We start from the raw sequence: 18,197 nt of genomic DNA on the forward strand, positions 1-18,197 counted from the left end.
ATGAATGGGGTCTGAATGGCGTTCGTGGCTGGCCGGTTGCCGCAGTGCAGACAAAAAATGTCGAAAACAACCCCATGCACAGTAGAGCAGGCCCTGGCCGGTGCGCTCAGTATTACGACAGTGCGGTGACCTGCTCCGCCAGCACGCACCTCGCCGCCCGGCCCGGCCCGACCTCCACATTCGCAGGCAGCTGCTCCAGGCAGCGCGGCTCGGCGAACTTGCAGCGGGGGGCGAAGGAGCAATTGTGGGGTTTTTCGGCCAGCGAGGGCGGGGTGCCGGGAATGGTTTCGAGCCGCGCCCCGCGCTTGGCGCCGTGGATGGTGGAGGCGAGCAGGCCCCTGGCGTAGGGATGCACCGGCGAGCGGACGATGTCGCGCAGGCTCCCCTGCTCCACGATCTGGCCGGCATACATCACCGCGACGCGGTCGCAGATCTCGATGGCAACGCCGATGTCATGGGTGACGAAGATGACGGACATGCCGAACTCGCGCTGCAGCTCGCGCAGCAGCAAGAGGATCTGGATCTGCACGGTGGCATCGAGCGCCGTGGTCGGCTCGTCCGCCAGCAAAATCTTGGGACGGCAGGCCAGTGCGAGCGCGATCATCGCGCGCTGGCGCATGCCGCCGGACATCTCGTGCGGATAGGCATCCAGCCGCCGCTTGGCCGAGGGGATGCGCACGACCTCGAGCATGTCGAGTGCCCTCGCCCGCCCTTCCGCAAAACTCCTGCCTTCATGGCGCACCACGCTCTCGGCGATCTGCGCGCCGATGGTGTAGACCGGATCGAGCGCGAGCGCGGGCTCCTGGAAGATCATCGAGACGGTCTGGCCGCGGAACGACGAGAGCTCCTCGTCGTTCATGGCGAGCACGTCGCGGCCCATCACGTTGACCGTGCCCGAAATTTGCGTGCGCTTCTTCGGCAGCAGCCGCATCAGCGCACGCAACGTCACACTCTTGCCCGAGCCGGACTCGCCGAGCAGGCCCAGCACCTCACTGTTGCCGAGCGAGAGGCTGAGATCGTTCACGGCATAGACCGTGCGCTCGCCGGTGAAGCGGATGTTGAGGCCTGAGATATCGACGAGCTTTGTCATGACGGCAGTTTCGGTATCCGGTCGTGATAGTCGGTGACGCGCTGGAACGCGGCGCCGATGGTGAGCAAGGTGGCTTCATCGAAGGAGCGGCCGATCAGCTGCATGCCTACAGGCAGGCCGCTTTTGGTGAAGCCGGACGGCACCGTGAGCGACGGCAGACCGAGGAAATTCACCGGGCGGGTGAACAGCGTCAGCCGCTGCAACAGCGCCGGCGCGTTCGGACCACCGCCGACATCGCTTTCCTCGATGGTCGGCGCCGGCACTGGGGAAGCCGGTGCGATCACCGCATCGACACCCGCGGTCGCCGCGTTGTGCGCGGCGAGCGCCGAGCCGCGCCAGCGCATCGCCTCCAGATAAGTGATGGCAGGAACGGCGAGCCCGTTCTGAAGCCGCATCAGGACCTGCGCGCTGTAATCCTGCGGACGCTCGATCATCCAGCGTTTGTGGAAGGCGGCGGCTTCGGCCGCGAGCACGAGCTGGCTCGCCGACGACAATTGCCGCTGATCCGGCAGCTCGATCGTGACGATGTCGGCACCCTCGCGCTTGAGCACGGCGATGGTCTCGTCCAGCACGCGCGCGACCTCGCTGTCGAGATCGTCGACATAGAAGGACGCGGGCACCCCTACCTTCAGGCCCTTCAGCGAGCCCTTGGTCGCAGCCACATAATCCGACAACGGCTCGTGGCTACAGGTCGAATCTGCGGGGTCTGCACCGGCCATCAGCGCCAGCAGCAGCGCGCAATCCTCGGCGGTGCGGGCGAGCGGGCCGACCGTGTCGAGCGATTGCGACAGCGGCATCGCGCCGGCACGGCTGACCCGGCCGACGGTTGTCTTGAGGCCCGTGACGCCGCAGAAATGCGCGGGCATGCGGATCGAGCCGCCGGTGTCCGAGCCGAGCGCCGCATAGGTCAGCCGCGCCGCAACCGCCGAGCCGGAGCCCGACGACGAGCCGCCGGTGATGTGCGCGACGTTCCAGGGATTGCGCACCGGGCCGTAATGAGCGTTGTGCCCGGTCGGGCCATAGGCGAACTCGGCGAGGTGCAGCGTGCCGAGCCGGACCTGGCCGGCGTCCTTCAGCCGCTGCAAGGCGGTGGACGTCACGGTCGGCACGAAATCGCGGCGGATCAGCGAGCCGCAGGTCGCGACCTTGCCGGCGTCGTAATACATGTCCTTGTGCGCGAGCGGCACGCCGTGCAGCGGACCACGGACGCTGCCCTTGGCGAGCTCGGCGTCGGCGGTCTCCGCCGCCTTGAGCGCGGCCTCCGCTTCAATCGACATGAAGGCATTGAGATGCGGCTGCCATTGCGCGATACGATGCAGCAGCGCGTGCGTCACCTCATGCGAGGACAGCTGCTTCATCGCGATCGCACGCGCGACCTCAGTGAGCGTCATCAAGGCAGGCTCGGCGCTCATTTCGACACCTTCTGCGTCTGCGCGATCGGATAGAGCGCAGGCTCGAGGTCGAACGGCAGTGTGCCGGCAATGGCCGCAAAGCCTTCGAAGGCAGGCCCGATGGAATTGGAGATGCGGGTCGCGATCTCGTCATCCACGGGAACGCCCGCGATTTGCGCGATCGGTTTGATCTCTTTCGGCGTCGGTCTCGTCATAAGGTCTTCTCCCTCGGCGCGCGGCTATGGCCTGAACCCGGAATCGCCATGTAGCACGCGGCCTCGTGGCCCATATTATCGAGCGCAGTGAGCTTTGGTGTCGCATTTGCGCAGAGCGGCTCCGCAAATGGACATCGGGTGTGGAAGCGGCAGCCCGAGGGCGGATCGATCGGATTGGGCGGATCGCCCGTGATCGGCGGCGTCTCGGTGCGGCTATCAGGATCGGAGGACGGCATCGCCGCCAGCAGCGCGCGCGTATAGGGATGCGCCGGCTGGTCCCAGACCTGGTCGACCGGGCCGAGCTCGACCACCTCGCCGAGATACATCACCAGCACGCGGTCGCTGATGTATCGCACGACGTTGAGGTCGTGGCTGATGAAGAGATAGGTCAGGCCGAACTCGCGCTTGAGATCGGCGAGCAGATTGAGCACCTGCGCCTCGACGGATTTGTCGAGCGCGGAGACGGCCTCGTCCAGGATCACCAGCCGCGGCGACAGCGCCAGGGCTCGCGCGATGTTGACGCGCTGGCGCTGGCCGCCCGAGATTTCGTGCGGATAGCGGCTGGCGAAGTTTTCCGGGCGCAGGCCGACCTTGCCGAGCAGCTCGCGCGCCAGGGTGCGCGCCGCGCCGTCGGCCATGCCGTGGACCTTGGGACCGAAGGCGATGGATTCCTCGATCGTGAGGCGCGGATTGAGCGAGGCGTAGGAATCCTGAAACACCATTTGCATGCCGCGGCGAAGCTCGCGCAAGCTCAGCGACTGGCCGACGGTCATGCCGTCATAGATGATGTCGCCGGTATCGCGCGGCATCAGATGCATCAAGAGACGCGCGGTGGTCGACTTGCCGCAGCCGGATTCGCCGACGATGCCGACGGTCTCGCCCTTGGCGACGGCGAAGGAGACGTTGTCGACCGCGCGCACGGTGCGCTTGGCGGCGAACAGCCCGCCGCGTACGGGGAAATGTTTTGTCAGGCCGGAGACCTGAAGCAGCGGCTGCGCGACGCCGCCGCGGTCTTCGACGGGCTCAAGCATGGTGGTCGGTTGAGCTGCTTCAGACATGGAAGGTATCCTTCACCTCTCCCCATCGGGGAGAGGTGTTCTTTGCTACGGAGACGCTGTTGTTTGACGCACGCATGACCTAGTTCCTGATGTCCATGGCGCTACGCAGGCCGTCCGAGAGCAGATTGAAGCAGATCGAGACTGCGAAGATCATCGCACCCGGCAGCGCGGCGACCCAGGGATTGATGTAGATCGCGGTGCGCAAGGTGTTCAGCATCAGGCCCCATTCCGGCTCCGGCGGCTTGGTGCCAAGGCCGAGGAAGGACAGGCCGGCCGCCAGGATCATCGAGACCGAGATCAGGCTGGTGGCATAGACGAAGATGGCGCCGAGCACGTTGCCGAGGATGTGCACGCGCATGATGGTGAAGGCGCCGGCGCCGGAGGCGCGCGCGGCCTCGACGAAATCCATGTTGCGCACGCCAGTGGTGACGCTCTCGGCGACGCGGGTGATCTGCGGCACGAACACGACGGTCAACGACACGATGGAATTGAGGACGCCCGCCCCGAGCGCGCCGGAGATGGCGATCGCCAGCAGCACGGAGGGGAAGGCGTAGAACACGTCGACCGTCCGCATGATCGCGGTGTTGAGCCTGCCGCCGACATAGCCGGCAACGAGGCCGAGCGAGGTGCCGATGCAGAAGGCGAGGATCACGGGCAAAATGCCGATGACCAGCGACAGCCGCCCGCCATAGATCAGCCGCGCCAGCATGTCGCGGCCGAGCTCGTCGGTGCCGAGCGGATAGCCAGTCGTGCCGATGTGGCGAAGGCGGCGGATCATCGAGCCCTTGTAGGGGTCTTCGAGACCGAGCCACGGCGCGAGGACCGCGGACAGGAAGATCAGCAACAACACGAGCGCGCAGGCCATGCTGACCTTGTCGCGCATGATACGGCGGCCGACGGTCGCCCAATAGCCCCGCGCCCTGGTGGCGGGCGCGGCCTGGAGCGCGGCATCGCTGGTGGCTGACAACGGAAGCTCGCTCATCCCGCTAGCCCCGCTTGATGCGCGGGTCGATCGCGGCTTGCGCGATATCGACCAGCAGATTGAGGAACACGAAAAACAGCGCCAGAATCAGGATCGTGCCTTGCAGCAGCGGCAGGTCGCGCTGGAAGATCGCCGAATTGAGCAGGAAGCCCGAGCCCGGCCAGGAGAACACGGTCTCGATCAGGATGGAGCCGCCGAGCATATAGCCGAGCTGAAGCCCCATCACCGCGAGCGCGGTCGGCGCGGCATTCTTGATGACGTGGCGGAACACGCCGGTTTCGCGCAGACCCTTGGCCCGCAACGCCTCGACGAAATCCTGACTGAGGATGTCGCCGGTGAGCGCACGCACCGTGCGGGTGACGATGCCCATCGGGATCACCGAGGTCGTGATCGCCGGTAACACCAGATATTTCAGATGCGCCCAGTCCCAGGCCCAGGAGTTGGAGCCGCTCGGCCCGGCGCCGACCGCGGGCAGCCAGTTCAGCTGCACCGAGAAGATGATGACGAGCAGCATGCCGAGCCAGTAGTGCGGCACCGAGACGCCGGCGATCGCGAAGGAGGTCGCGACCTTGTCGATCCAGGTCTCGCGAAAATAGCCGGCGATCAGGCCGAACAGGATGCCCATGGTGAAGCCGATGATGGCCGCGGCAATCGCCAGCGTGACGGTGTTGCCGACCGCGCGCATGACCTCGGCCAGCACAGGACGCCCCGTGGCGATGGAATTGCCGAGATCGCCATGCAGCGCGCGCAGCAGCCAAAGCCCGAACTGCACCGGCAGCGGCCGGTCGAAGCCATAGGCGGCGCGCAGCTGCGCGGCGAGCTCCTGCGAGGCGTCGGCCGGCAGCACGGCCACGAGCGGATCGCCCGGCGTGATGTGCACGAGCAGAAAACACACCAGCGCCACGCTGATGACGATCGGGACGACGTAGACGATGCGTCTGGCGATATAAGCGAGCACGTTGAGTTCTTTCTTCCTTCTCCCCTTGTGGGAGAAGATGGCGCGCGCAGCGCGCCGGATGAGGGGTTGTTTCCGCGGATGACATTGCAGCGATCGAGGGGTTCGCATCCGCGGAGAGAGACCCCTCACCCGGCTTCGCTAACGCGAAGCCACCCTCTCCCACAGGGGGAGAGGGTACACTGAGTACGCGGCGCGAATTACTGCGTCATCGACACCGGCGAGAAGTCGATGAACCAGCTCTTCGGCTGCACGACGCCTGTCACCTTCGGGCTCATGGCGCGCGGGCCGACGTCATGGGCGACGTAGAGGAAGGCGGCGTCGTCGACGGAGGCCGCGTGCAGCTCGGCGAGCGCGGCGTCACGCGCGGCGGGATCGAAGGTCTGGCGCGCCTTCTTCACGAGGTCGTCGAACTTGGGGTTGTTGATGAAGCCCCAATTGTTCGACACCGGCGGCGCCATGCCCGATTGCAGGAAGCGCACCAGCGCGAAGAACGGGTCCATCGCCGCATAGGTGACGTTGGTCGCGTTCGCGCCGTTGGCTGAGGGATCCTTGGCGCCGCGGCGCCAGTTGGTGAACAGCGTATTCCATTCGATGACGTCGAGCTGCACGTCGAAATAGCATTCGGCCAGCGCCTGCTGGAGATATTCGTTCATCGGCAGCGGCTGCATCTGTCCCGAGCCGGAGGCGGAGGTCTGGGTCTTCACCGTCAGCTTCTTGTTCGGACCGAAGCCGGCCTCCTGCATCAGCTTTTGCGCAGCCGCCTTGTCATACTTGATCTCGAAGCTCGGCTTGCCGCGCCACGGATGGCCGGGCTCGAAGGTGCCGGTCGCCGGCACCATCAGGCCGGCAAGCAGGCCATCCTTCAGGCCCTCGCGGTCGACACAGAGGTTCGCGGCCTTGCGCACGCGGATGTCGTTCCAGGGCGAGCCTTCGACGCGCGAGAACTGCCACGGCCAGACATGCGGCTGCTCGTTGGCGTAGAGCTTGAAGCCGCGCTGCTTGAGCTCAGGCAGCGCATCCGGCGCGGGGGCCTCGACCCAGTCAACCTGCCCGGAGAGCAGCGCCGCGGTGCGCGCGTTGGCCTCCGGCATCGGCAAGAGCACCATCTTGTCGACCTTGGGCACACGGGCCTTGTCCCAGTAGTCCGCGTTCTTGACCAGCTCGAGCCGTTCGCGCGGGGTGAAGCTCGCCATCTTCCACGGGCCGGTGCCCGAGGCGTCCCTCGCGAAGGCGGTCCAGGCGGCCTGCGACTTCGCCTTGGCGTCAGCACCTTCGGCCTTGTCGTAGAAGGCCTGCCACTTCGCCGGGCTCGCCATGAACAAATTGGTGAGGTTGATCGGCAGGAAGCTGTCGGGCTCCTTGGTGGTGAGCTCGACCGTCATGTCGTCGATCTTCTTCGCCGAGGCCAGCGTCGGCATGCGTGAGGCCGTGACGCCGACCTGGCTGGCGTCGAATTGCGGCGCGTCCTGTTTCAAGACCTTCTCGACATTCCACACCACGGCGTCCGCATTGAACGGCGAGCCGTCATGGAAGGTCACGCCGGGGCGCAGCTTGAAGATCCACTTGGTCTTGTCGGCGTCGTCGACCTTCCACTCGGTGGCAAGGCCCGGGATCACCACGCTCGCCTTGTCGGCCGAGGACAGGTCCCAGCCGGTGAGCCCGTCATACATGGTGAGACCGGTGAAGCGGTTGCCTTCAAACCCCTGGTCGGGCTGGCCCAGCGTGCGCGGAATATCGGCGGCGGTCATGCCGATGCGCAGCACAGTTTCGGCGCTAGCGACGCGCGGGAATGCGGCCGCCGTGCCGAGCGCCAAGAGTGCGATCAGCGCGGCATGTGTCTTGTTCTTCTTGATAAGCATCGCCTCAATCCTTTTCCGGCTTCGATGACTATTTTTGATGCAATCGTATGCAATGGCTATGCCAAAAGAGAAACTTATTCTGCCATTTGTCACTGCGACGACAAGTCCTTGTGAGGCGCGCGCGGGCGAACGCATCGCCCTGCCTATTCTGGCATCAAGATTGCAGGTTTGCTCCCGATATCTCCTGGGAGCTTTGGGCCAATGCGTATTCGACTGTCGACCTGTCTCGCCGTGCTTGCGCTGGCGGCCTCCGCAATCTCGGCGCGCGCCGAAAGTGTCGTGCGCTACGGCATCTCGATGGCGGACATTCCGCTGACGACGGGCCAGCCCGATCGCGGCGCCGGCGCTTATCAGTTCACCGCCTACACGATCTACGATCCCTTGGTGGCCTGGGAGATGGACGTCGCCGATCGCCCCGGCAAGCTGGTGCCGGGGCTCGCCACCGAATGGAAGGTCGACGATGCCGACAAGACCAAATGGCGCTTCACTTTGCGCAAAGGCGTGAAGTTTCACGATGGCAGCGAGTTCAATGCCGATGCGGTGATCTGGAATCTCGACAAGGTGCTCAACGACAAGGCGCCGCAATTCGACAAGCGGCAGAGCGCGCAGGTGAAGACCCGCCTGCCCTCGGTCGCGAGCTACGCCAAGATCGACGACTTCACGGTGGAGATCACAACCAAGACGGTCGATTCCTTCTTTCCCTATCAGATGCTGTGGTTCCTGGTGTCGAGCCCGGCGCAATACGACAAGCTCGGCAAGGACTGGGACAAGTTCGCCAGCCAGCCCTCGGGCACCGGACCGTTCAAACTGACCAAGCTGGTGCCGCGCGAGCTTGCCGAGCTCACCAAGAACCCCGACTACTGGAACAAGAAGCGCATCCCGAAGGCCGATAAGATCGTGCTGGTGCCGATGCCGGAGGCGCTGACGCGCACCAACGCGCTGCTTGCGGGGCAAGTCGACCTGATCGAAACGCCCGCGCCGGATGCCGTGCCGCAGCTGAAAGCCGCCGGCATGAAGCTCGTCGACAACATCACGCCGCATGTCTGGAATTATCATCTCAGCGTGCTGCCGGGCTCGCCCTGGACCGACATCCGCCTGCGCAAGGCGCTGAACCTCGCGATCGATCGCGAGGCGGTGGTCGGGCTGATGAACGGGCTGGCAAAGCCAGCCAAGGGACAGGTCGATCCGTCCAGCCCGTGGTTCGGCAAGCCGAGCTTCGAGCTGAAATATGATCTTGCCGCAGCCAAGAAGCTGGTCGAAGAGGCCGGTTACTCCAAGGCGAAGCCGCTGAAGACCACCTTCATCATCGCGCAGGGCGGCACCGGCCAGATGCTGTCGCTGCCGATGAACGAATTCCTGCAGCAGAGTTTCAAGGAGATCGGCATCGAGATCGACTTCAAGGTCGTCGAGCTCGAGACATTATATACACACTGGCGCAAGGGCGCGGCCGACGAGATGAATGCCGGCATCACCGCCAACAACATCGCCTATGTCACCTCGGATCCGCTCTACGCCATCGTCCGCTTCTTCCATTCCGGGCAGATCGCGCCTGTCGGCGTCAACTGGGGCGGCTACAAGAACCCTGAGGTCGATGCGTTGATCGACGAGGCCAAGCAGACCTTCGATTCCGCCAAACAGGACGCACTGCTGGCGCAGGCGCATGCGCTGATCGTGAACGATGCTGCGCTGGTCTGGGTGGTCCACGACACCAATCCGCACGCGCTGTCGCCGAAGATCAAGCAGTTCGTGCAAGCGCAGCACTGGTTCCAGGATTTGACAACGATCGGGGTGGAGTGAGGCGGGCCCTCAGCTTCGACAAATAACGCTGTCGTCCCGGCCTAGTGCGCAATTGCGCACTAGGCCGGGACGACACTCTTAGTCAGGAGGCCCATTCGCGCAAAACACTCAGTCTCGTAGGGTGGGCAAAGCGTAGCGTGCCCACCATTCGACCTCGGTGAGAGCGGATGGTGGGCACGGCGCTTCGCGCCTTTGCCCACCCTACGGGAGCGGTGACGAAGGCAACTACTTCGTCAGCAGCGCATAAGCCCCGGTCCATCCTTCCGGCGGCGGCGTGAGCTGGAAATCCCTGATCCGCGCTTCATAGAGCCTGAACAGCTTTTCCAGCGTGTCGGCGTCTTCGCTGCGGCGGCCGCGCTCGATGGCGTCCAGCGCGCCCTGCCAGTCGCGGCCGCGATAGCAGCCGAGCATTTCGATGGTGATGTTGCGCAGGCGCTGGAAGGCACCCGAATGCATCACGTCCTCGCGGCCCGCGATGGCGTAGATCACCTCCGGCTCGGTCTTGCCCTTGACCATGATGAAGTCGAGCTCAAGGATCGCGAACTTGTCCTTGGCGGCGACCGCCGTCCGGGAGCCGACGATGATCGGGAAGCCGTATTCCTTGGTCTGCCCCTCGAGGCGCGAGGCCAGGTTCACACTGTCGCCGAGCACCGAGTAGTTCTTCTTCAGGTCGGAGCCCATATTGCCGACCACGCCGATGCCGGTGTTGAGACCGATGCCGACATTAAGCGGAATGTAGACGTGGCCGCCGTCGGCGGCTTCCTGCTCGCGCTCCTTGTTGACCGCGTCGATCTGCTCCAGCATCTGGATCGCGGCCTCGCAGGCGTTGACCTCGTGCTCGGCATCGTCGAGCGGCGCGTTCCAGAACGCCATGATGGCGTCGCCCATGTATTTGTCGATGTAGCCCTTGCGCTCGATGATGACGTCGGTCAGCGGCGTCAGGAAGCGGTTCATGAGCTCGATCAATCCTTGCGGATCGTCCTTGTAGCTCTCCGAGATCGTTGTGAAGCCGCGCACGTCGGAGAACATGATCGTCATCTCGCGCTCCTCGCCGCCGAGCACGAGCTTCTCCGGCGACTGCACGAGCTGCTCGACCAGCACCGGCGACATGTATTGCGCGAATTGCCCGCGGATCTGCACGCGCTGGCGCTGCTCGCGCACGAAGCTGGCAAAGATCAGCGTTAGGTAGACCGCGGTGGTCGACAGCAGCGGATAGGTGAAATCGATGAGGTAGCGGTACTGCGCGTAGAAGAACCAGGACACGCCGACCAGGATGGCAGCGAACATCGCGCCCGCAAGCACCAAGCGCACGGGGCCGAGGTTTGGCGTAAAGACGATGACGAGCAGGCCGATGACCAGCGCGGCGATCAGTTCGACGCCGAGCGCATAGTTCGGCTGGGAGATCACCGCGCCGCTCAGCACGCTCTCGAGCACCTGGGCATGGATCTCGACCCCGGGCATGGTCGAGGACACCGGCGTGGTCTTGATGTCGTTGAGCCCGCCCGCGGAGGTGCCGATCAGCACCAGCTTGCCGGCGATCTTGCTCGGCGGCACGCTGTTGTCGAGCACGTCAGCCGCGGAGACGTAGATCGAGGGATCCCGGCGGGCGTAATGCACCCAAAGCTGGCCGTTCTTGTCGGTCGGAATTTCTACGCCCTTGAGGCGGATCGCCCTGATACCGGTCTTGTCGGTGCGAACCAGCAGCGTCGGCGTGCCCGTGACGACGCGCAGGATCTCGAGGCTGAGCGAGGGCATGATGTTGCCCTGGGCGCGCATGATCATCGGCACGCGGCGGATCAGACCGTCGCGCTCGGTCCTGATCGAGAACAGACCGCGACCGGCGGCGACCTTCTCGATGATCGGCACGTTGCGCAACAAGCCCGGGAATTCAAACAGGAAGCGCTCGGCGCCCTCCTCGCCGACCGTCGCGACGCCAGTGAAGGGCAGCGACTTGTCGAGCTCGGACAACACGCCTGGAAGCCCGGTCTCGCCCAGCACCACGCGCGAGCGCTTGATCGCCTCGGCGAGAATCTGATCGTTGGTCGGCAGCTCGCGCAGCTTGGCGCGGGTGACCTCGTCGAGATAGCGCATCTGGCTCGCGACCAGATCCGGATTGAGCCGGTCGGCTTCCGAGAACACCACGTCGAAGCCGATCGCCACCGCGCCGTTGTTGGTGAGGTTCTGGATCAGATCGGCGATTCGCGTCCGCGGCCACGGCCATTGGCCGAGCTTGCCGAGGCTCTTGTCGTCGATGTCGACGATGGTGACGGGCCGCGCCGTCTTGTGGCGCGGATCGATCAACTGGAACATGTCGAAGGTGCGCAGCCGCAATTCCTGGATCGGCGGCGGGTCCCAGAGACGGGCGCCGGCAAACAGGACCAGCAGCGCGAGGCACATCAGCCGCGCAAAGCCGAACTTGCGTGCAAACCACCGCCGCAGGATTTTTAGACGTTTCATGCCGGTTGGGCTTCCTGTCCCGCCTGCTGCCGTGCGCACCGATCATGGAGCGTCCACGCGCGATTTGCTATGCCCTGGCAGCTGAGGATTATGGATTTTTTGCCGCGGTCAAGCTGCCCGCCGGCTGGCGGGGCAGATCAGGTGATGTGGAAGATGAAATCGCTGGCCTTGAGATTTGCCGCGATCACGTTCTTCAGCAGCAGCGACTCGTTCTCCGTGAACGGCGCGCCCTCAGGCTGTGTGACCTGCTGATGCCAAGTGATCAGCGTGTCGCCGGAGCCCTGCTGGACGATGGTGAGATTGCTAATGGAGTTGACGTCCGAGAATTGCCGCAGGTCGATCTTGTCCAGCCCCGTCGTGAAATCGGTGATGGTGTGCGAGAGGTCGGTGACGGGTTGCCCGTTCTGGTCGTACAGCACGCCCGGCGAGAACACGAACTGATCCTTGCCGGCGCCGCCGGTCAGCGTGTCGCCCGTGTCGGTCGCGAAGATGACGTCCTTGCCGTCGGTGCCTTCCAGAGTGACGCCTTGGCCGGTGTCCCCCGCCTCGTTGAAGATGAAGTGGACGGTATCGAACAGGCCGGTGGTCTTGTCCGTCACCGTCAGCGTGATCTGATCGTTGTCCGGCGGCGTTTGGCCCGGATCATAGGTGACGCCATCCGCGAGGGCCAAGTTGATGTCGTCGAGAGAGCCGCACGCCGTCCCCGGGGCGACACTGCTGTCCGGATCATGTGCAGTTACGGCCGTGATCTTGAACTCATCCGTCGCAGCGCCGGGATCGGTGTCGATGACCGAGAGACCGGTTATGAAGTCGGTGTTGCTCTCATTGGCGTGCCAGACGTAGAAGCTCGTGGTGTCGATGACCGGGCCGCTGGCGTCGTCGGCGCCGGTCACGTCCACCGTGAGCGTTGCGGTGCCGGTGGCACCATGCGCGTCCGTGGTCTGGACCGTGAATGTATCCGCATAGGACCCGTCCGACAGCGCGTTGATGGCCGCTGCATTGGGAACGTAGCTGTAGCTGCCGTCCGGGTTGATCGTCAGCGAACCGTACAGTCCCGCAACCGTCGTCGTGGCATGGTGATCCGCGTTCAGGACGGCATAGGTCAGCGTCGCCGTCTCGCCGCTATCCGCGTCGGTGCCGGCCAGTTGACCGGTAAGATCGGAGAAGGTGTCGGCAGCGGTCGTGTCCGTGAGCGGGCCGATGTGGAGATCGGCGAGTGTCGGCGCATCGTTGCTGCCGGCGATGTTGACGGTGACGATTGCGCCCGTGCCAGCGCCCTCGGCATCCGACGGCACGATCGTGTATCGCAGCGACAGCGTCTGGCCGGCGGCGAGGAAGTCGAAGGCCTGGCTGCCCGAATTGAAATTCCAGGTGAACTGGGCGTAGCTGGCCGTGCCGTCGAGGATGTCGCCGGACGGCACGGTGAGATAGTTCAAGAGGTCCGCATGCGACAGCCCGCCGACGTCGCCGGTTTGCGGCACGCCGTCGAGAGAGATCTGCACCTGGCTGACCGACAACGTGACGTGATCGATCGCATCGACGTCGGAGACCGCCAGCACGCCATGCGAAAGCTGGCCGGCATTGGTTTCCATCAGATCGGCGACGGCGCCGCCCGGCCCGGAGGTCCCGCTGGCCCAGTCCGCGGTGCCCTCGATCGCGAGGCTGTGGGCGGAGTTGACCGTATTGGCGGCCGTGGTCCCGCTGCCGTCGCCGAGCTGGTAATACGCGGCAAGATTCGCCTCGCTGCCGGTGAGTGCGGTGAAATCGATCGACTGGATCTGCGTCTGCGTGAGCGCGGTGGTCCAGACGCTGACATCGGCGATCGAGCCGAAGAAGCCTTCCGCCCCGAAGCCCGGCGCGCCTGGTTCGCTCGCGGCGCCGATCATCATGTAGGACGCCGACGGATTCGACGGACTGCCGTCGATCGGGTTGACCGTCCATGACTGCGAATATTCGAGGTGTCCGTCCAGATAGAGTTTGAAGGTGTCGTTGTCGCGGGTCAGCGCGATGTTGTGCCACTGCGACGCGGTGAGCGCCACGCCGGTATCGGCGATCTGGACGCCGCCCGCAAGAATCTGCAGCTCCATAGTGCCATCGGCGTTGACGGTGCCAAGGAGACCGAACCCGGTGGTCGAGGTGTTGCCGTTGTAGAACAGGATCTGGCCGTGGCCGGCATCTGCCGCCCCGCTCCAGTTCACCCAGCCGTCCAGCGTCACGTCATCGGTGGCGACCGTCGGCACGTCGCCGACCGCGATGGTGTGGCCATCGAAGTTCATGTAGTTCGATGTCACATAGGAGACGGCCGGCGCATCGTTGGTGCCGGTGATCGTGACGGTGACGTCCTGCGAGACTTGCGCACCGTGATCGTCGGTAAAGGTGACGGTGTAGACCTGGGTGATGGTCTGCCCCTCCGCCAGCGACTGCAGCACGGGATCGCTATTGTCCAGCGTGAAGTGCCAACCCAGCGTCGCGCCGTTGCTGGTGTCGGTGCTGGATTCGGACACCGGATCGATCGTGAAGGTGCCGATGTTCGTGCTGCCGTCCTCGAAGCCCGGCAGCGCCGAGCTGACGGACGACGATTTGAACGACCACTGCGCCGTATGGGTGTCGGTCAGGTCGACGTCCTGGATCGCCAGCGTGCCGCATGCCGACAGCGACGAGCCCTCATCCTCGGTGACCGCGCCCGTCGCCGCGGCAGCATCGCTCGTGATGGTCGGCGCGTCGTTGACGCCGTTGATCGTGACGGTGACATCCTGGCTGACGGTGCCGCCGTGGTGGTCATCGAACGTGACGGTGTAGACCTGGGTGATGGTCTGGCCCTGCGCCAGCGATTGCAACATCGCGTCGTTGTTATCGAGCGTGAAGTGCCAGCCCAGCGTAGCGCCGTTGTTGGTGTCAGTGCTGGATTCGAGCACCGACGGATCGATCGTGAACGTGCCGATGTTCGTACTGTTGGCGTCGAACCCCGGTAGCGCCGAGCTGACGGACGACGACTTGAACACCGCTTGCGCGGTATGAGTGTCGATCAGGTCGAGGTCCTGGATCGCCAGTGTGCCGTCAATCGACAAGGTCGGACCCGTGTCCTCTGTGATCTCGCCCGTTGCCGCCAAGGCATCGCTCGTGACGGTCGGCGCATCGTTGACGCCGGTGATGGTGACGGTGACGTCCTGCGTGACCGTCGCATTGTGATTGTCAGTGAAGGTGACGGTGTAGACCTGGGTGATAGTCTGCCCTTCCGCCAGCGACTGCAGCATCGCATTGCTATTGTCGAGCGTGAAGTGCCAGCCCAGCGTGGCGCCGTTGTTGGTGTCGGTGCTGGATTCGAGCACCGAAGGATCGATCGTGAAGGTGCCGATATTCGTGGCGCCCTCAACAAAGCCCGGCAGATGCGCGCTCGAGGACGAGGACTTGAACACCGCCTGCGCCGTATGGGTGTCGATCAGGTCCAGATCCTGGATCGCCAGCGTGCCGTCGATCGACAGCGACAGGGCCGTGTCCTCGATGACTTTGCCCGTCGCCGCCGCGGCGCTGCTGGTCACGATCGGCGCATCGTTGGTCCCGGTAATGGTGACCGTGACGTCCTGGGTGACCGTTCCGCCGTGATGATCGTCGACGGTAACGGTGTAGACCTGCGTGATGGTCTGGCCTTCCGCCAGCGACTGGAGCACCGGATCGTTATCGTCGAGCGTGAAGGTCCAGCCCACGGACCCTCGCGTGCTGACGCCGGGGCTCTCGATCACCGGCAGAAGCGCGAAAGTGCCGATATGCGAGCTGCCGTCGCTGAAGCCGGGCAGATGCGCGCTCGACGTCGTCGACTTCAGAGCGAAGCTCGCACTGTGCGTGTCCGTGAGATCAGGGTCGTTGAAGGCGATGGTACCCTCGGCCGTCAGGCTCGCCGCATCCTCCGTCACCGCGCCGGTCGAGATCGTGGAGTCTTCGACGATCGTCGGCACGTCGTTGGTGCCCTCGACATTGACGTCCGCACCGTTGATGGACACGGTGATCGGCGTGCTGACCACACCGCCGTGGCCGTCATCGACCTGCACCACATAGTTGAGGGTCAGCGTCTCGCCTTCGGCGAGGAAATCGAACAAGTGGTCGGGGACACTGTAGGTCCAGGTGGCCGAGCCGTTGTTGCTGTTTCCCGCGCCCTGCACCACGGTCAGCGGCACCTCGACGCCGGCGATCGCGGCGCGTTGCTCCGGCGTCAGCGTCGCGGTGATATCGTTGCCTTCGGCATCGAGATATTTGAACGGCTGGGTCGACGAGAGCGCCGCGCTCACGATCGGCCGGTCCGTCAGATCGACGTCGGTGAAGCTGACCGTGCCCGTGATGGTGTCCAGAGCCTCGTTGCCGGTCCCGACCTTCTCGATGACGGTGCCACCCGATGTCGCGACGGTGGGCTTGTCGTTCGTCCCCGTGATCGTGATGGTGATCGGGATGAACTTGGACTCCGGGTTCACCGCGAAATTGGTATCGACGCGAACCATGTAGGTCAGCGTCAGCGTTTCGCCGGCTGCGAGGAAGTCGAAGACGTGATCGGGGACCGTGTAGGTCCAGACCGCAGAGCCATTATTGTTGTTGCCGGCGTCGGCAACGACGTTGATCTGGATCTGCGTCGCCGCGATGTCCTGCTTCTGCAGCGCGGTGAGTGAGCCGGTGACGTCCTGCTGGCCGGCGTTCTTGTAGACGTAGTTCGGCGCCTCAGCGAGGCTCACCGACACCGTCGGCAGGTCGCCGAGGTTTTGATCGACGAAGGTGATCCGGCCGGAGACCGTGTCGTTATGCGTCGTGTCGCCCGTGGTGTCCGCGCGCTCGGTCACCGAGAACGCCGTCTTCACGTTGCCGCTGGAATCGAGGCTTTGCACCAGTGGCTGGCCGGGAACACGGGTGGCCGTGGGCGTGGAGGTGTGGGGGCCGTCCTGTCCCTGCGGATTGAGATTGACGAATGTCGCGACCGCGATGGCGCCCGACCCCGATTTGAACACCACGTCCTGGCTGATCGGCGTGATCGTGTCGGTGAAGTTCGTGGTCAGCTTGGTGTTGGTGTTGTTGTCGGTGAACTTCAGCGTGAACACGTCCGTGATCAGCTTCTGCACGTCCGGCGACATCAGTGCATTACTGATTGAGACGTTGCCGCCGCTGATCTGGATCATCTGGCCGGCCTGGTTGACCGTCGCGATCGGCAGCAGCGTGACCTTGTCGAACAGGATGTAGGAGCCCGTGGTGCCGTTCGGCTCGACCAGCACCTGGAAGCTCGCCTGCGGCTGCGGATCGCCGCCGCCGGCGGGAACGACGAAATTGATCTGGGTCAGCACCGCGGTGCCGCGGATGCCCATGGTGGCGACCGGCGTGTCGATCTTCATGTCGCCATGCTTGGCGGTCTCGCCGGCGACGAAGGTGATGGTGCCCGCGACCAGGCTCAGCAGCGAGGAGTTGCTCGACCCGTTGGGGTCATAGACCATCTCGTTCAGCACCATCCGCGCATTGGAGGACAGGCCGAACACGGTGCCGTCGATGAAGGTGATGCCGAGTGTCGAATCGGCGCCGGTCGAGACCACGTCGCCCTTCTCGACATTGTCGCCGTTGTTCAGGATGACCGAAACGCCATTGCGGATCGCGGTCGCGCTGCCGGAGAGTTTTGTGACGTGACCGATGACCTGGGCCGCGGCAGTGCCGGGCGCGGCCTGCGCATATTGCACATGGCCGGTGAGCGCATTGACGACGTCGCCGCTGAGGTGGGCGCCATCGGGCGAGGCGATCGCCGCGCGCTTGTCGCCCCTAAAATAATCGTGAACGACGAACTCATGACCCTCATGGGACAGCACGAGGTCGAGGCCTGCGCGCTTGAACTCGCCATTGAAGATCAGGTTGGGATCGGGAACAACGAACGCGCCATCGGGCACGTGACCATGCGCCTTGGCGATAAAGGGCTTGGCAGCAGAGAAATCGACATGGCCATCGGCGAGCGAGCGGGAATCCTGGCCGTCCAAGGACATCGCGGCGTCAAATTTGCCAGCGTAATTCAATCGGGCACCGTAAAAAGGGTTAAAATCTAAGTAAGTATCGACCGCCTAAGCTTGCATAGCATTACCAAGTCCTTAGCGAAACCATCTATTGCTTGTGTGATTTCGCGTCACCGAGCCGCCGCCGGCTCGGTCGGAGCAAGTCTTCATGGAGGAAGCGGGGCAGTTCGAGAAATATTTGGACGTATAATTTCGCCTGTTTGAGCCCATTTCCTGCACTCCCACGTATTCCACTGTATAGATTCGGTAACGAATACTTGTGTCATCTTTTGTTCGTGGTGCCCCGCAGCACACTGGGGCAAATACGGAACCAAATCTGTGACCCAACTAACAGAACCCGGGAAATATCGGGGCCGTTAGCCAT

At 64.2% G+C, this 18,197-nt stretch carries 10 protein-coding genes; 1 reads left to right on the forward strand and 9 read right to left on the reverse strand.

Annotated features, from left to right (window positions below; genetic code table 11):
* Positions 1-112: 112 nt before the first annotated feature.
* The 7 genes from ACR9YP_RS01550 to ACR9YP_RS01580 all read right to left on the reverse strand — a co-directional run bounded on the left by ACR9YP_RS01550 (position 113) and on the right by ACR9YP_RS01580 (position 7,553).
* A complete protein-coding gene (locus ACR9YP_RS01550) occupies positions 113-1,090 on the reverse strand; it encodes an ABC transporter ATP-binding protein (protein WP_438104461.1) in 978 nt (325 codons plus the stop codon).
* Entirely contained in the window at positions 1,087-2,502 is a 1,416-nt protein-coding gene (locus ACR9YP_RS01555; RefSeq protein ID WP_438104459.1) for an amidase, read from the reverse strand. The genes ACR9YP_RS01550 and ACR9YP_RS01555 overlap by 4 nt, the downstream gene beginning before the upstream one ends.
* On the reverse strand, positions 2,499-2,696 hold the full coding sequence (locus tag ACR9YP_RS01560; RefSeq protein WP_018321359.1) for a hypothetical protein: 198 nt from the start codon (positions 2,694-2,696) through the stop codon (positions 2,499-2,501). The genes ACR9YP_RS01555 and ACR9YP_RS01560 overlap by 4 nt, the downstream gene beginning before the upstream one ends.
* Positions 2,693-3,754, reverse strand: coding sequence for an ABC transporter ATP-binding protein (locus ACR9YP_RS01565; protein WP_438104457.1), 1,062 nt, complete (start codon positions 3,752-3,754; stop codon positions 2,693-2,695). The genes ACR9YP_RS01560 and ACR9YP_RS01565 overlap by 4 nt, the downstream gene beginning before the upstream one ends.
* A gap of 79 nt (positions 3,755-3,833) precedes the next feature.
* Entirely contained in the window at positions 3,834-4,736 is a 903-nt protein-coding gene (locus tag ACR9YP_RS01570; protein WP_438104455.1) for an ABC transporter permease, read from the reverse strand.
* Between the two features lie 4 nt (positions 4,737-4,740).
* Positions 4,741-5,694, reverse strand: a complete 954-nt coding sequence (locus tag ACR9YP_RS01575) for an ABC transporter permease (RefSeq protein ID WP_438104453.1) — start codon at positions 5,692-5,694, stop codon at positions 4,741-4,743.
* Positions 5,695-5,891: 197 nt separating this feature from the next.
* Complete coding sequence (locus ACR9YP_RS01580) at positions 5,892-7,553, reverse strand: ABC transporter substrate-binding protein (protein ID WP_474218852.1); 1,662 nt, start codon at positions 7,551-7,553, stop codon at positions 5,892-5,894.
* Between the two features lie 201 nt (positions 7,554-7,754).
* Between ACR9YP_RS01580 and ACR9YP_RS01585 the strand changes: the two genes are divergently transcribed.
* Entirely contained in the window at positions 7,755-9,350 is a 1,596-nt protein-coding gene (locus ACR9YP_RS01585) for an ABC transporter substrate-binding protein (protein ID WP_474218853.1), read from the forward strand.
* A gap of 225 nt (positions 9,351-9,575) precedes the next feature.
* Here the strand turns inward: ACR9YP_RS01585 and ACR9YP_RS01590 are convergent, their stop codons facing one another.
* Positions 9,576-11,807 carry a CHASE2 domain-containing protein gene (locus ACR9YP_RS01590; RefSeq protein ID WP_474218854.1) on the reverse strand — a complete coding sequence of 744 codons (2,232 nt, stop codon included), beginning with the start codon at positions 11,805-11,807 and terminating at the stop codon, positions 9,576-9,578.
* 137 nt (positions 11,808-11,944) lie between these two features.
* Positions 11,945-17,806 carry a VCBS domain-containing protein gene (locus ACR9YP_RS01595; RefSeq protein ID WP_474218855.1) on the reverse strand — a complete coding sequence of 1,954 codons (5,862 nt, stop codon included), beginning with the start codon at positions 17,804-17,806 and terminating at the stop codon, positions 11,945-11,947.
* Positions 17,807-18,197 lie beyond the last annotated feature (391 nt).

The organism is Bradyrhizobium sp. BR14999, from assembly GCF_056106085.1.

Excerpts from the sequence above, each read along its gene's own strand:
- ACR9YP_RS01565 (WP_438104457.1), bottom strand. The coding sequence starts at position 3,754 with ATGTCTGAAGCAGCTCAACCGACCACCATGCTTGAGCCCGTCGAAGAC.
- ACR9YP_RS01580 (WP_474218852.1), bottom strand. The coding sequence starts at position 7,553 with ATGCTTATCAAGAAGAACAAGACACATGCCGCGCTGATCGCACTCTTG.
- ACR9YP_RS01570 (WP_438104455.1), bottom strand. The coding sequence starts at position 4,736 with ATGAGCGAGCTTCCGTTGTCAGCCACCAGCGATGCCGCGCTCCAGGCC.
- ACR9YP_RS01595 (WP_474218855.1), bottom strand. The coding sequence starts at position 17,806 with ATGTCCTTGGACGGCCAGGATTCCCGCTCGCTCGCCGATGGCCATGTC.
- ACR9YP_RS01550 (WP_438104461.1), bottom strand. The coding sequence starts at position 1,090 with ATGACAAAGCTCGTCGATATCTCAGGCCTCAACATCCGCTTCACCGGC.
- ACR9YP_RS01590 (WP_474218854.1), bottom strand. The coding sequence starts at position 11,807 with ATGAAACGTCTAAAAATCCTGCGGCGGTGGTTTGCACGCAAGTTCGGC.
- ACR9YP_RS01560 (WP_018321359.1), bottom strand. The coding sequence starts at position 2,696 with ATGACGAGACCGACGCCGAAAGAGATCAAACCGATCGCGCAAATCGCG.
- ACR9YP_RS01555 (WP_438104459.1), bottom strand. The coding sequence starts at position 2,502 with ATGAGCGCCGAGCCTGCCTTGATGACGCTCACTGAGGTCGCGCGTGCG.
- ACR9YP_RS01585 (WP_474218853.1), top strand. The coding sequence starts at position 7,755 with ATGCGTATTCGACTGTCGACCTGTCTCGCCGTGCTTGCGCTGGCGGCC.